The 14923-nt window shown below is 54.8% G+C and carries 13 protein-coding genes; 1 reads left to right on the forward strand and 12 read right to left on the reverse strand.

Translation table 11 applies throughout. The features are described 5' to 3' along the window. Positions 1-229: 229 nt before the first annotated feature. A complete protein-coding gene (locus RDL77_RS00400; RefSeq protein WP_288191375.1) occupies positions 230-1942 on the forward strand; it encodes a sensor histidine kinase in 1713 nt (570 codons plus the stop codon). A 21-nt stretch (positions 1943-1963) separates the two neighbouring features. On the opposite strand, the gene RDL77_RS00405 is transcribed toward RDL77_RS00400, so the two are convergent. From RDL77_RS00405 to RDL77_RS00460, 12 genes are all read right to left on the reverse strand, one after another. Then, entirely contained in the window at positions 1964-2590 is a 627-nt protein-coding gene (locus RDL77_RS00405; protein WP_288191376.1) for a response regulator transcription factor, read from the reverse strand. A gap of 105 nt (positions 2591-2695) precedes the next feature. Further along, entirely contained in the window at positions 2696-2881 is a 186-nt protein-coding gene (locus RDL77_RS00410; protein WP_223614234.1) for a hypothetical protein, read from the reverse strand. Between the two features lie 273 nt (positions 2882-3154). After that, positions 3155-3604 (reverse strand): PTS sugar transporter subunit IIA, encoded by a 450-nt coding sequence (locus RDL77_RS00415; RefSeq protein WP_288191377.1) that lies wholly within the window; start codon positions 3602-3604, stop codon positions 3155-3157. Between the two features lie 45 nt (positions 3605-3649). Next, positions 3650-4342, reverse strand: a complete 693-nt coding sequence (locus RDL77_RS00420) for a response regulator transcription factor (RefSeq protein ID WP_288191378.1) — start codon at positions 4340-4342, stop codon at positions 3650-3652. Next, positions 4339-7044 carry a sensor histidine kinase KdpD gene (locus RDL77_RS00425; RefSeq protein ID WP_288191379.1) on the reverse strand — a complete coding sequence of 902 codons (2706 nt, stop codon included), beginning with the start codon at positions 7042-7044 and terminating at the stop codon, positions 4339-4341. Before RDL77_RS00425 ends, RDL77_RS00420 begins: the two co-directional genes overlap by 4 nt. A 68-nt stretch (positions 7045-7112) precedes the next feature. After that, positions 7113-7676, reverse strand: a complete 564-nt coding sequence (kdpC, locus tag RDL77_RS00430; RefSeq protein WP_288191380.1) for a potassium-transporting ATPase subunit KdpC — start codon at positions 7674-7676, stop codon at positions 7113-7115. A 12-nt stretch (positions 7677-7688) separates the two neighbouring features. Next, complete coding sequence (gene kdpB, locus RDL77_RS00435; protein ID WP_288191381.1) at positions 7689-9761, reverse strand: potassium-transporting ATPase subunit KdpB; 2073 nt, start codon at positions 9759-9761, stop codon at positions 7689-7691. A 43-nt stretch (positions 9762-9804) separates the two neighbouring features. After that, the gene (locus RDL77_RS00440) at positions 9805-9972 is read right to left on the reverse strand and encodes a hypothetical protein (protein ID WP_223614240.1); all 168 of its coding nucleotides are present in this window, start codon (positions 9970-9972) and stop codon (positions 9805-9807) included. An 11-nt stretch (positions 9973-9983) separates the two neighbouring features. After that, positions 9984-11687: a potassium-transporting ATPase subunit KdpA gene (gene kdpA / locus RDL77_RS00445; protein WP_223614241.1), complete on the reverse strand. Its 1704-nt coding sequence runs from the start codon at positions 11685-11687 to the stop codon at positions 9984-9986. A 34-nt stretch (positions 11688-11721) separates the two neighbouring features. Continuing rightward, positions 11722-11811 (reverse strand): K(+)-transporting ATPase subunit F, encoded by a 90-nt coding sequence (locus RDL77_RS00450; protein ID WP_163593559.1) that lies wholly within the window; start codon positions 11809-11811, stop codon positions 11722-11724. Positions 11812-12176: 365 nt separating this feature from the next. Continuing rightward, on the reverse strand, positions 12177-12335 hold the full coding sequence (locus RDL77_RS00455) for a hypothetical protein (protein ID WP_288191382.1): 159 nt from the start codon (positions 12333-12335) through the stop codon (positions 12177-12179). Positions 12336-12674: 339 nt separating this feature from the next. Then, positions 12675-14867, reverse strand: a complete 2193-nt coding sequence (locus RDL77_RS00460) for a glycosyltransferase family 2 protein (protein WP_288191383.1) — start codon at positions 14865-14867, stop codon at positions 12675-12677. Positions 14868-14923 lie beyond the last annotated feature (56 nt).

Genomic DNA, 14923 nt, shown 5'->3' on the forward strand with positions numbered 1-14923 from the left:
CGGCTCGTCAACATCATTGAAATACGTCTAGAGATAAGTTACCTTATTACGATGCCGGGCTTTCACAATCGGGAAGCACCTAATATCGGCAGGCAATATTATTTAGGCTGGTGACGGTTTTATGCTCTGAAAAACGCATGAACCGTATTTTCGTTCTGGGCTTCTGAGATAACCAGAAATCCGCACGCAATATATTTCATACATAAACAAATTTATAAGTTGCAGAGACATGCAGAAAGACCTGAAGCCTTCCCTGATAATTGCGGTATCCATCTGGTGCATTGCCCTGCTGGTGTATGTTTCCGTGTCGGCCGTCACGATTTTTCGGGACAAGTCGGACATGTTCGCGGCAAAGGCCAATGAGATCACAACCAGTGTTGATCGCCGCATTGCCCAGAATTTTGCTTTCGTCAAATCCCTGGAGGGTTTTTCAACCGTATCCGGTGTTGAATCCATGAAGGTATTCAGCTCGCTGGTTCAGCATATAATGGACGCTTGCCCTCGCATACACCTGATCCATTTGTACGAGCTCCCCAAAGGCGATCACCCCTCTCACGCTACCCTCATGGCCAGTTTTCCCTCGACCACTGACGTTGCGGCAATACCTGCAGTGCTCCCAACCGTCATTAACCAGCCCCGTGGTATGATCCGCGGATTCGCTGATCCACGCTTTCCCGGGCGTTATTTCACAACAGCGCATGTTGAAAATGGCAATGCACATTACGCTATTGTCATGCTTCTGGATGTAGCACAAATGATCAAGCCACTCCTGCTGTCCGGCTCACCGGAGGTCGAGTGGATCATTGGCGGCGTCCCTGCCATCCTACTGAATGACGAACAGGATTCGTTTTTCTCCCCCTGGCTTCGGCTCGAAAAAACAATCGTTTCCAGTCTGCACAAAACCGCATCGGAGGACCTCACCAACTTCCCCGAAGGGACGGTGTTTCGCATAAGCGAAACTGTTGATCTGAGTGAATTGTTTAATCCGATGGGACTTGCAGCATATTGCTGTCTTTCCGCCGCAGCGGTCGCGGCAGCCTATCATACCCTGCACCAACGCCGGCTCTCCCAGCGCCTGCGGCAATCGGAGGAAGAAGCACTGGGGCGTGCCGCGAGACTGGAAAAGGAGAACCGGCTGGAGCATGCGGCACGCGTCAATGCCATCGGGGAGCTTGCAGCCGGCATTATCCACGAACTGGCGCAACCTCTCACATCACTGCTCAGCCAAAGCCAGGCGAGCCTCAAGGTACTCGAGGAAAAAGCCCCCCGCACCGGCCTCTTGAAACAGGCAATGGATGCCAACGTCCGGGATGCAAGAAGAGCCGGCCGAATACTCGGAAGGATCCGTGATTACATTGCAAATACAGCCGCAGCCCCTGAAATCACGACGCTTAACAGCGCGATCCTGGAGATTGTCGAGATTCTCAATTTGGAGATCAAACAAAGGAACGTTTCGTTGGTGCTTTGTCTTGCAGAGCCTTCGCCCGTTGCAAACATCAATCGGGTAGAGCTTGAACAAGTCGTCCACAATCTGGTCCGCAACTCGATTGAAGCACTCGGCACATCGGAGCAGCCGCAAAAGCGTATAACCATCCACACCATCGCAGATCACACCGTGAATATCATCCAAGTGTCAGACAACGGGCCCGGTTTGAGCCCGGATACACTTGCACAGCTCTTTCAGCCCTTCTTCACAACCAAGAGCAGCGGAATGGGATTGGGTCTCTCGTTGTCCCAAAGAATAGTGCAACGCGTCGGCGGGCTGCTCACCGCTTCGAACAAAGATGGCGCGGTCTTCACGATTACGCTGCCAAAAGCGGAGACTCGTCCAGCAACAGCACCTTGCATACCGCTAGTCGCCTCCGACGCAACCAACGGAATGCAACGGGAACATGACATCAAGCATTTCACCGCCCGCGCCAACAAGCGATATGCCGGATAAAGAACAAAGCGCCTCGATGCCCTACTGAACCCTCATTTTCATCTGCACAAATTCAGCCACGGATGTCGTGCCCAGTTTCTCGGAAATATTGGCCCGGTGCGCATCGACCGTCCGCAATGAGATGTTCAATGACGTTGCAATTTCCTTCGAACCCCATCCCCGGCAGACGAGATTGATGATTTCATTTTCGCGCGGGGTCAATGACGCGAACAACGTTTCGGCCTCTCGCTTTTCCAAAACAATTTCGAGAAGCACTTCAGCTTTCCTGAGCGCTTCAAAAAGCTGCTCCGGATCGACAGGCTTGGCCAGGAAATCAACGACACGCGATTGAAACGCCGTGCGGCAACTCCTCAGATCTCCATAGCCGGTAACAATGATGATAGGCCAGTCAATGCCTTTGCCGATCAGTTCCTTCTGCAATTCCAGCCCGTTCAGCTCCGGCATCTGCAAATCCAGAAGCAGGCATCCGGGTGGCAACAGGCTGACCTCACGAAGAAAGGTCAACGGGCCATCAAAAGCAATGACATTGATCCTGTAGGCCTCGAAGAGCAGACAGAGCCCCTCCCGGACGGCAGCATCATCGTCAACGAGGTAGACTGGATAGCGCATCAAAACGTGACCTTGTCTGGCGGCAGCAGCAATGGGCAAACCGAAACCTTGCCGTCGAGCAGGCGGAGAATACCCCGCCACACGATCACAGACTCACATGACAATGTATCCGTACTTGTACCTATTCAGGTAGCTGCCAGGCGTTCAGATTGAAACAGCCATGGCAACGATGAGCACGGCCAGGGTGAGCGTGAAAACGAGAACCGCCACATCCGCATCGCTGAGTCTGACCTTTGCCGTCCGAAGCGGTGATATTCCAGACCTTGGCTTGGCCTGACACGCAAGAAGCATGATGGCAATGATAGCCAGAACGTAGGTAAGATCGCGCATTCTATTCAACTATATCTGGTTCATGTCCCTGTTTAAAATAATGAATTCAACATATGAAATCCATTGCAGCACCATACCCAGAATATAAAAATCTCATATAATTTTTAGGCCCCGCATGAAACGCCGATGTTCGACTTGAACACTGACCGGCGACATCGGTTCCTTATACTTTTTGATATGAATACTGCGAACGCGCGGTGGAATTCCAGTCGGCAACGACACAGAATATGGCGTATGCTGAGGCCGTCTGTTGCGCACGGGACACAGCGGATGTCACGCTATATCTGTCAGACACGCGCAAAGCGTCCTTGCATCCCCGGCGGCTCGCATTTGTTCGAGCACCCCGGGAACTCTCAGTTTTCGCGTAAAATGCGCCAACACATTCAAGTGCCTGTTTGCTTCAGCGTCAGGCGTGATCAGCATGAGAATGACATCCACCGGCAGATCATCAATGGCATCGAACTCGACGGCCTTCTTCAGCCTTGCCAGGCAGGCTCTTGGCTTATCGATCCCTTCCATCCGCGTGTGCGGAATAGCAACGCCCTGTCCGATGCCGGTGGAACCAAGGCGCTCGCGCTTTTGCAGCGCAGCCAAGAGAGCCGCCGCCGGAACTCCCGCATCCCTGCTCACAACATCCGCCATGGCATGCAGTGCCTGCGTCTTGGATGACACCTCCAAATCATACATCACATCATCAAGATTGAGATAATCAGCCAATTTCATTCTCATTTCCAATTGCAAATCCCTGCGTACAAGCACGCGGCAATCCTAGTCAGCTTCTTTCAGACGATACCCCACGCCGGTCTCCGTCACGATGTATCGCGGCTGATCCGGCAGTTGCTCAATTTTCTGCCGGAGTTGTCGGATGTAGACGCGCAGATACTGGACATCCGCAGAGCCACCCCACACCTGTGACAGGAGAAAGCGGTGCGTAAGCACCTTGCCGGCGTGCTGCACCAGAACGCGGAGGATATCGTATTCCTTCGGCGACAGCTTCGCTTCACTGCCGTCGACCTTCACAATCCGCTTCACCAGATCGACGGACAGACCGCCGGTTTCGAAAACCGGCAACTCCCCCTGCTGCTGCAGGCGATGCCGCAGGGCAACCCGAATGCGTGCGACCAGCTCGTTCATTCCAAACGGCTTGACGACATAATCATCGGCTCCAAGCTCCAGCGCCTCCACTATACCCCGTTCATCGGTACGGCTTGACAGTATGACCACCGGAATATCCGAGCCCTCCTCGCGCCACCGGCGCAGAAGATCGAGACCAGAAACATCGGGAAGACCGAGGTCGAGCAAAATCAGGTCGGGCTGATGGGCTTCCATCTGCTCGGCCGCGCTGGTGGCATTCCCCGCCTCCAGGACATTGTAACCCTGCGTACCAAGGCCGACCCGCAACAGTTTCCGAATGGGTTGCTCATCGTCCACGACAAGGATCCTGACGCTGGAATTTGTCACGGCCTGGCATCCATGCTGGGAACGGTCCGGGAAGCCGGCATTCTGATGGTGAAAACTGCTCCTGACCGATCTGTTCTTTGTTCCGCCGTGATTGTGCCGCCCATTGCCTCAATGAATCCGCGGGAAATGGAAAGCCCCAATCCAGTTCCCGCCTTGACCTGATCACCCTTGCTCACCCTGTAGAAACTGTCGAAGACCCTTTCGAGATCCTCAACGGGAATTCCCGGACCTTCGTCCATCACCTGAAGGATGACCGATCCGTCATCCGACCAGGCTTGTATCCGCAGAGCCGAACCATCGGGGGCATATTTCGCGGCATTGTCCAGCAGATTGAAAAGCACCTGCTCAAACAGGACCGGGTCAATCCTCAGCATCGGCAAGTCATCCGGTATCGAGATATCGATCTTATGGGTTCCGATGATCTTCTTTGCCCGGCTCAGAGCCGAACCGACAATGTCCCCGGCATAGTGATAGGCAAAGTTCGGTTCCATTGCCCCGGACTCAATCCGGGTCATGTCGAGCAGATTGGCAATAAAGCGATTGAGACGCTCGGATTCGTCGATGACTGTCGAGAGAAGATCGGAACGTTCAGCAGCAGCAAGCACGGGAGAGAATTCCTTCAAGGTGCCGGCGGCACCCATAATGGCAGCCAATGGAGTCTTCAGATCATGCGAGATAGACGTCAGCAGGGCTGAGCGGAGACGGTCCGCTTCCGCCGCCAGCTTTGCCTTGTCCACATCAGCCGCCAGTTGTGTTCGCTCAATGCCAACCGCCGCCTGGTCGGCCAGGGCGTCAAGCAGGCGCTGCTGTTCAGGCGTCAGCAAAGGCCCCTTCTTGTCGCTGTCGAGACCGATGACACCAACGGCCATGCGTCCCGTTCGCAAGGGCAGATAGAGCCGTTTTGCGCCCGGCAGGGTATCGGCTCCCCTTCCCGCGGCCCGGTTGTTTTCCCACGCCCACCGCGCCGCCGCGATGTCGGCGTCATCCAATGTATCGTCGGGCGGATAACCGGCCTTCACTTCAATCGAACCCTTTTCCGGCAGGAGAAGCACGACCCGCAGTTTCAACATGGATGCGATCTGAAAGGCTGTGGCCCACAGGACATCATCGAGCGTGCTCGTTCCCGCCAGCTTCTTGCTGAAGAGATAGAGATCTTCCGTTGTTCTGGCCCGTTGCCGCGCTGCCGCGGCCTGCCGCTGCACCCTGGCCGTCAAATTGCTGGCGATCACCGCAACACCAAAAAAGAAGCCAAGCGCAATCACACTTTCCGGGTCGCTGATGACCAGGGTGTAAAGGGGATCAAGGAAGAAGAAGTTCAGCACAACCGCGCTTAGCACCGACGCAAACAGGGCCGGCCAGAGTCCAACCGTCACCGCCGAAGCAAGTACGGCCATCAGGAAGACCAGGGCGATATTGCGCACATCCAGCACGCGCGAGATCAGCAGCCCCACCGCAAGCGCTCCGGCGACATATGCTGTGCTCAGAAGATAGGCCTTGATCTGGAAACGCCCTTCCGGAATTTCCGGCGCTTTCTGACGGGCCGGTTCGCCGTTCTGCTCGTTTCCGGAAATCACATGCACACTGATATTCCCGGCGTGCCGAATAAGATCATGCGACACCGACCCTTCGAAGAACTCACGCCAGCGCGGCTTTGTCGGCTTGCCCGTCACAATGTGCGTGACGTTGTTCTCCCGTGCATAGCGGGCAATCTCTTCGGCGGGATCGCGTCCGGGCGTCGTGATCGCATCTCCCCCCAATTGGCTTGCCAGCCGCAAGGTGGAGGCAATGCGATCCTTGTCGTCTTCCGAGAGCCGCGTTGATCCGGGCGTTTCCACATAGAGTGCCGTCCACGGCGCACGCAAGCGGTCAGCGAGACGCCGGGCATAGCGGACAAGGGAGGTTCCTCCCTGATGATCATCGATGCACACGACGACGCGATCGCCGGCAGCCCAGGGTCCCGATATCGCGTTCGCCTGCATATGCGAGAGAAGCTGATCGTCGACCCGCTGCGCCGTGCGGCGCAAGGCGAGCTCGCGCAGTGCCGTCAGGTTCCCCGGAGAGAAATAGTTCTCTATCGCCCGTTTGGCGGTGTCGGGAACATATACTTTGCCTTCATGCAGGCGCTTGATCAGATCTGCCGGCGTGAGATCGATGATTTCAACGTCGTCCGCCTCGTCGATGACGGAATCAGGCACGGTTTCCCGCACACGCACATGGGTGATCTGGGCCACGACATCATTCAGACTTTCCACATGCTGAATGTTGAGGGTGGAGTAAACATCAATGTCGTGTCTTAAAATCTCCTGGACATCCAGGTACCGCTTCGGATGGCGTGAACCAGGCGCATTCGTGTGTGCCAATTCGTCCACGAGGACAAGAGCCGGACGGCGCGCCAGGATCGCGTCAATGTCCATCTCTTCAAGCTGGTGGTCCTTGTAGTTGATACGGGCTTTGGGGAGGACCTCGAAACCTTTGACAAGGGCTTCCGTTTCCTTGCGCCCATGTGTCTCGACCACACCGATAACAACATCGATGCCCTCGGCAATCGCCGCCCGTCCGGACATCAGCATCTCGTAGGTCTTTCCGACCCCCGGCGCTGCCCCCAAAAAAATCTTCAATCGACCGCGGGTCTCTCGCTCGGCATTTTCCAGCAGCGCCTCGGGCGATGGTCTTCGTTCAGTGTCGCGGCCGTCATCAGGCATGTGTCATGACCCCTTCGAAAATACCGGGAACCCGCATCGCACGTTCCCGGCATTTCAGGCTAACCGGCTTATTTCAGACCGTCGAGTGCCTGATTCAACGCCAGCACATTGATAACCGGCTCACCCATGAATCCAAGCTCGCGCGCCTGTATGTTCTGATCCACCAGCTGGCGAATGCGTGCCTCGTCAACACCTCTGGCTTTTGCTACGCGCGGAATCTGGTAGTGAGCCGCAGCCGGAGAAAGATGTGGGTCTAGACCGCTGCCCGAAGTGGTTACCAGATCAATTGGCACAGGAGCAGCGCTATTCGTTTCCTTCAATGCTGCCGTATCGGTCTTGATGCGGTCGATCAGTTTCGGATTTGTCGGGCCGAGATTTGAACCGCCGGAAGAACTCGCATTGTATCCATCACCGGCGGCCGATGGCCTGCCATGAAAGTACTTGTCAGAGGCAAATGCCTGGCCGATCAGTTCGGACCCGATGACAGTTCCGTTCTTCTCGATCAGACTGCCATTGGCCTGGTGCGGAAACAGCAGCTGCGAGAGCCCGGTCATACCCAGGGGATAGATGAGACCCGTGATCACTGTGAGGGCGATAACCATGACAATCGCGGGTTTGAGTTGTTTTAACATTGGAATGATCCTTTATGCGAGCCCGAGGCTGGTGATGACCATGTCGATCGCTTTGATGCCGATGAATGGCACGATGACACCGCCCAGGCCGTAAATCAGAAGGTTGCGGCTCAAGAGAGCCCCTGCACCGACCGCCCGGTACTTGACGCCTTTGAGCGACAGCGGAATGAGCGCAACGATGATCAGGGCATTGAAGATGATTGCCGACAGAATGGCGCTTTGCGGTGTCTGCAAACCCATGATGTTGAGCGCGGCGAGCTGCGGGTAGAACGCCAGAAACATTGCAGGAATAATGGCGAAGTATTTGGCGATATCGTTGGCGATCGAGAACGTCGTCAGTGCACCGCGCGTCATCAGCAGTTGCTTGCCGATGCCGACGATTTCAATGAGCTTGGTCGGATCGCTGTCGAGATCGACCATGTTGCCCGCTTCACGCGCTGCCACCGTGCCGGTGTTCATAGCCACACCGACGTCGGCCTGCGCAAGCGCCGGCGCGTCGTTGGTCCCGTCGCCACACATTGCCACGAGCTTGCCCTTGGCCTGTTCGTCGCGGATGAGCGAGAGCTTGTTCTCAGGTGTGGCTTGAGCGAGGAAATCGTCAACGCCGGCTTCCGCAGCAATTGCCGCTGCTGTCAGCGGGTTATCACCCGTGATCATCACAGTCTTGATGCCCATGCGGCGCAGTTCCGAGAAGCGTTCGCGAATCCCACCCTTGACGATGTCCTTCAGGTGAATGACGCCGAGCAGCTTGCCATCGCGTACCACTGCAAGCGGTGTTCCGCCTGCCTTGGCTATCTGATCGGCGATGGACTGCAGCTCACGCACCAGCTCGGCGCTTGCCCGGACGGTTCCCGTCGCAACGGTTGTGGAATTGACATAGGCAAGAACCGCATCGACAGCTCCCTTGCGGATGGACGAGCCATCGATATCCACGCCGCTCATGCGGCTTTGCGCAGTGAACGGCACGAACGCGGCATGCAATGTCGCCATGTCACGCGCACGAATGCCATATTTTTCCTTTGCCAATACGACGATCGAGCGGCCTTCCGGCGTTTCATCGGCCAGGGAGGCAAGCTGTGCCGCATCGGCCAGTTCCTGCTCGGTCACGCCGGTCACGGGACTGAATTCTGTTGCCTGGCGATTGCCGAACGTGATCGTACCGGTCTTGTCGAGAAGCAACGTGTCGACGTCACCGGCGGCCTCGACGGCACGCCCGGACATGGCAAGAACATTGAACTGGATCAGCCGGTCCATGCCCGCAATGCCGATTGCCGACAGAAGCGCGCCGATCGTGGTCGGGATAAGCGTGACAAACAGAGCGACCAGGACAACAACAGGAATGGCGCCGCCTGCATAGGTTGCAAAGCTTGGGATCGTTGCCGTTGCGAGCACGAAGATCAGGGTCATGCCGGCAAGAAGAATGTTGAGCGCAATTTCGTTGGGTGTCTTCTGCCGTTCCGCGCCTTCGACAAGCGCAATCATCCGGTCGATGAATGTGGAGCCGGCAGCGGCAGTGATACGCACGCGCAGCCAGTCCGACAGGACCTGGGTTCCGCCGGTGACGGCCGAGCGGTCACCGCCGGACTCGCGGATGACCGGAGCGGATTCGCCAGTGATGGCAGATTCATTGACCGAGGCGATGCCTTCGATGACTTCGCCGTCCGAGGGGATAATATCGCCTGCCTCGACCAGCACGATATCGCCGACCTTCAGCTTGGTGCCGGGCACCAGTTTGAAGCTGGTGCGGTCATCGCCGGTGAGAAGCTTGGCCTGCGTTTCCGTGCGCGCCTTGCGCAGTGAATCCGCCTGTGCCTTGCCGCGGCCTTCGGCGACGGCTTCGGCAAAATTGGCAAAAAGCACGGTGAACCAGAGCCAGACGATGATCTGGAATGAAAATCCGAGATCGCGGCCGCCGGTCGCCAGGTCCTTGAGGAACAGCACCGTCGTCAGGAACGAGACCACAGCAACCACGAACATGACGGGGTTTTTGATGAGGCTGCGCGGATCAAGCTTTTTGAAAGCTCCTCCGATGGCCGGTATGAGTATGCGAGAGTCCATAAGGCTCGCGGATTTGGACTGGCTCATTTGAGACTCCAGTTTTGAAATTCTTGTAACGGCACAGCGGCGATCATGACGCTGTGACTGTGTGAAGACAGGCGTATGCCGCAAGCCAGACGATCAGCATCACCAGCGTCATGCCAAGGATGATGTCGGAGGCGCGCACGCGCTTGGCTGCTCCTCGCGCCAGCTTGCCGGCGCGAGGATGGACGTTGAATTGCAGGTAACCGTGACGCATGACAGGCTCCATCAGAAGGTCTGGCCAAGACCGATGGCGAGGTGCTCGACAATCGGTCCGACAGCCAGGGCCGGGAAAAAAGTGAGACCGCCGACGATCAGGATGACGCCAATGAGAAGTCCGACAAACAAACCGCCATGGGTTGGGAAGGTGCCTGCGGATTCCGGAACGGTCTTCTTGACGACCAGCGACCCGGCAATTGCCATGACCGGAATGATCACGAAGAACCGGCCCATGAGCATGCCGATGGCGAGCGTCAGATTATACCAGGTGGTGTTTCCGCTGAGACCGCCGAATGCCGAGCCATTGTTGGCGGCAGCTGACGTATAGGCATATAGGATTTCGGAGAAGCCGTGCGGGCCGGAATTGCCGGTCGCAGCGACAGCCGATGGCAGCACGCATGCAATCGCCGTGAACCCAAGCATGGCAAGCGGCAGGCACAGCACGCCGAGCATGGCCATCTTCACTTCCTTGGCTTCGATCTTCTTGCCGAGATATTCCGGCGTGCGGCCGACCATCAGTCCGGCAACGAAAACCGCGATCACCACATAGAGCAGAATGCCATAGAGACCGGCACCCACACCGCCGATGATGACCTCACCCAGCATCATGTTGATCATGGGCAGCATGCCGCCAATGGCCATGAAACTGTCATGCATGGCATTGACCGCGCCGCAGGATGCGGCCGTTGTGATCACGGCGAAAAGCGCCGACAAAGCGATGCCGAAGCGGGTCTCCTTGCCTTCCATATTGCCGCCATCGATCCCAAGGGCATGCACCAGCGGATTGCCGGCGGCTTCCGACCAGTAGCAGGCGGTGACACCGGCCAGGAAAAGAACCCCCATGGCGGCGAAGAGAGCCCAGCCTTGACGTTGGTTTCCAACCATCCGGCCGAAAACATTGGTCAGCGCGGCACCGATCGCAAAGATCGAGACCATCTGGATGAAGTTCGAGATGGCGTCCGGGTTTTCAAAGGGATGGGCCGAGTTGGCATTGAAGAAACCGCCGCCATTCGTGCCGAGCATCTTGATCGCCAGCTGGGATGCGACGGGGCCGACTGCAATGGTCTGCTTTGCGCCTTCGAGCGTTGTGGCATCCACATAGGTCCCGAGTGTCTGCGGAACACCGAGATACACGTAGACAAGCGTCAGAACGATGCAGATGGGGAGCAGTATGTAGAGCGTGCTTCGCGTCAGATCGACCCAGAAATTGCCGACGGACCTGCCTGACGTGCGGGCAAACCCGCGAATGAGGGCGATGGCAATCGCAATACCTGTGGCTGCCGATACGAAGTTCTGAACGGTGAAACCGGCCATCTGAACGAGATAGGACATGGAGCTTTCGCCGCCATAGTTCTGCCAGTTGGTGTTGGTGACAAAGCTGACAGCACTGTTGAAGGCAAGACCGGGTTCCGTTGCCGTCATGCCAGCGGGATTATAGGGAAGAATTCCCTGGAACCGCTGCAAGGCATAAAGGACAATCAGTCCGCCCAGACTGAAGAGCAACAATGCAGCCGTATAGGTGGTCCAGTGTTGCTCGTCACGCTCGCTTGTTCCGGCGATACGATAAAGGCCCCGTTCCACCGGAACGAGGACGGGCGAAAGGAATGTGCGCTCGCCGTTAAAAACACGCGTCATGTAACCGCCAAGCGGTTTCACAAGTAAGATGATGATCCCGCAGTAAACGAGAATCTGTATCCAGCCGTTGAGAGTCATAGGTGTAGCTTTCCAAGCCTGGTGTCAGAGGCGATCAGAAGCGCTCTGGGCGAACCAGCGCGTAAGTGAGATAGGCAAGAAGGAACAAGGTCACTCCACCTCCGAGAATGTAATCGATGGTCATTATCCGATCCTTCCGATTACAAATTTTCGCAGGCTTTTGTATAAGCCAGCGAAATGAGAAAGAACAAAATACCAATTCCAAGAACAATAAAGTCCATCTGGAGAACTCCTTATATAGACAGCATCAATATTGCCGATCATTACTCAAAAGTATTTTCAGACAAATTGCTGAGCAAAGGAGTTATGCCGCCTCGGACATAAGAATTCGAGACGGGACACAGAGAGGAGGTATAAGGAAACTATAAGGATTTGAGAGGGGATTGGCTGAATTCCTCGCAACAACGGAACGCACGCTATGCCAATGGAATAATTTCATAAAAGGCCTAAGCGCCATCAAGATGGACGCATCTCGGTCAGGAAATCATTTCAATCCCAGAACTGCTCACCGGCCAGCTGCTCAGCAAAATGACGGCGATACCAGCGAGAATGAAAGGCCATAACCACAGGAAATGCCCAATTCCTCACGATCGTCAGCAAGCGCAGATTTTGGCCAATCACCGCCTTCGGCGGTATTTCAGCACGCATACCATCGTGTCAGCGCAGGGCTGTACGACAGATTCTGGAACGTGGGAATGTTCCACGTATACTTTTCAACGATGCGGCCCGTTCGGGAGAACCAACTGTTATTAAGATTTTGATCCGCGCCTAAAAGATGCGGATATTTTTCAATTGGATGCGCAGGACAAAGAAATGAACAGCCCATGAGCGTATTCGATAGGGCACGCTGCCTTGGCGCGGGCAAGACAGTCCCGGCCGTGGCACGGTTTGCGAATATTCCGGTTTCCTGATCACTTCATTGCATCAATCCGACAGACCGCAACATGTCATACAAAACTGTCAGATATTGTCGTTACTCGCAGCAGATCATTCTTGTAACGTATTCCTTGTCTTAATTCTCGGCGGCCAACTGAGCGAAAAATCATCTCGATCGAGAGTCAAATTCGGACTATAGGCGGGATCTTCTCGAAGAACTCTACCCCAACGTTCCTTTAGAAAATTCACTTCCCCCAGGAATCTTGCCTGCTTTTCCGGTGTATCCTCAATCCCGCGCGACGCCGATTCATGATGGTAAAGCTCTGCAAAGGGCGTCCAAACATTTCGATACCCTGCTTCCCGGACACGAATGCAGAAGTCGATATCGTTAAAGGCTACTTTCAGGTTCTCCTCGTCCAATCCGCCAACTTGTGTAAAAATATCCTTTCGAACGATCAAACAGGCTGCGGTAACAGCACTGAGGGTTTGCGTCAGTTGCGCCCTCCCGAAATACCCCGGTGCACCGCGTGGTAGTCCTTTGTGAGCATGGCCAGCGGCACCCAAGAGGCCCAATATGACGCCCGCATGTTGAAGCGTGTCGTCCGGATACCACAGACGCGCACCAACCGCTCCCACACCAGGCTGGCTGGCTATGCTGACCATTTCACTCAACCAATTAGCGGATATAACTTCGATATCGTTGTTGATCAGACCGATGAACTCGCCTTTGGCTTCCTGCACCGCACCGTTATTCAACGCAGAATAATTAAACGGCCTCGTATCACGCATGACACGAATCCGCTTTTCGCGAGAAATCGTATCGAGATACTTCAGAGTGTCCTCATCATCCGAATTATTATCGACAATAATTATCTCATAATTCGCGTATTCTGTCTTTGCAACAATGCTGTCTATACATTGCCGCAACAGGTTTAATCTATTCCGCGTTGGAATGATGAGACTCACGAGTGGAAGTGCGTCAGGCAAATCGTATCGAGTTCTGTACATCCCGAAGTCGAGCAGTTCCGACGTGGCTTTGATTTCCATGCGTTGGAAATGCTCATTGAGCACTTGCTGTCCTACGCGGAGCGCATAGCCCTTGTTGCTTCCCGACTGAGCAGTGCTATCTGCGTGGCTGCGCCAATGGTAAAGTACCCGCGGGATATGCAGGATTTGATCGGCTTTCAACACCTCAATGCAGCGCAAAGCAAGGTCATAGTCCTGAGAGCCCTCTCTGCCTTCTCTAAAGCCGCCAAGGCTCTTCACCAAGTCTGATTTGTAGACGCCCAAATGAGAGATCATATTGTGCGACAAGAACAGATCCGGGTTCCAGTCGGATTTGAAATACGGACTGAAACGTTTTCCGACTTCGTCAATTTTATCTTCATCTGAGTAAATCAACACCGCGTCCGGATTGCACTCGATGGCTTCAAAAACGTAGTATAGCGCCTCCGGCGTAAGCAGATCATCCTGATCCATAAGTGCAGTCCACTCGCCGGTTGCGAGTTCAAGCGCGCTATTGGAAGCCGCAGAAATATGACCGTTTGCAGCGCGAAAAGTGACTTTTATCCGCTCATCCAGTGCCTGATAGTTGAGAAGCACTTCGCGAACTCTTGGATCAGTGGATTTATCATCAGCGATGCAAAGCTGCCAATGTGGATAGAGCTGGTCGCGAACTGATTGAATCGCTTCGTCAAGCCACACCAGATTGGGATTGTAAACAGGCATCACAATGGAAATCAGAGGGGTATTCTTCGACCGTTTCAAATGCGCATTTACATCCTCAGATTCCACTCGATCCAGCATTGCATAACGATCCAGCCATTCCGAGTAGTCATTTCCAAACATGCCTCCCTTGGGATTTGTGCTATCCGCTGCCTTGATCCGTTGCAGTAAACCCAACACACCTTCCCGTTGAATTATTTTTAAAGCATAACCCATCGATGATTTCACACCGCCGCCATACTTTATGAGCTTCGACAGAAGAATGATTTTTCTCAAGATGCCCTGAATGCGATTACTGATAAATCGATAGGGTGCAGTCATTTTCCAACTCGTCGAACGCTCGTATGCCGAAATTTGTTGCGTTTTCTGGAAGATCTGGCTTTGAAGCTCTTTCGCAGCGTCACTCATCCCAAGACACTTTGACTTTAGCTCTAAAATTTCGTTGCCGAGCTTACCATTGCTAAGTCTCAAGCGGTCATTTTCTTGTTTCAGCAGGTTATTTAGATTATTTTTATGTTCCACTTTGACTTCCAACTCTTGGATCCGTTGGGAATACTCATTCAGTTTGGTTGTTTTCACGTCCAAAGCTTCCTGTTTAAACGTACAACGGCTTCCGCCTTAACCGCGGCACCGCG

This window comes from uncultured Phyllobacterium sp. (assembly GCF_902479695.1).
In the GTDB taxonomy this organism is placed as follows: Bacteria; Pseudomonadota; Alphaproteobacteria; order Rhizobiales; family Rhizobiaceae; genus Phyllobacterium; species Phyllobacterium calauticae.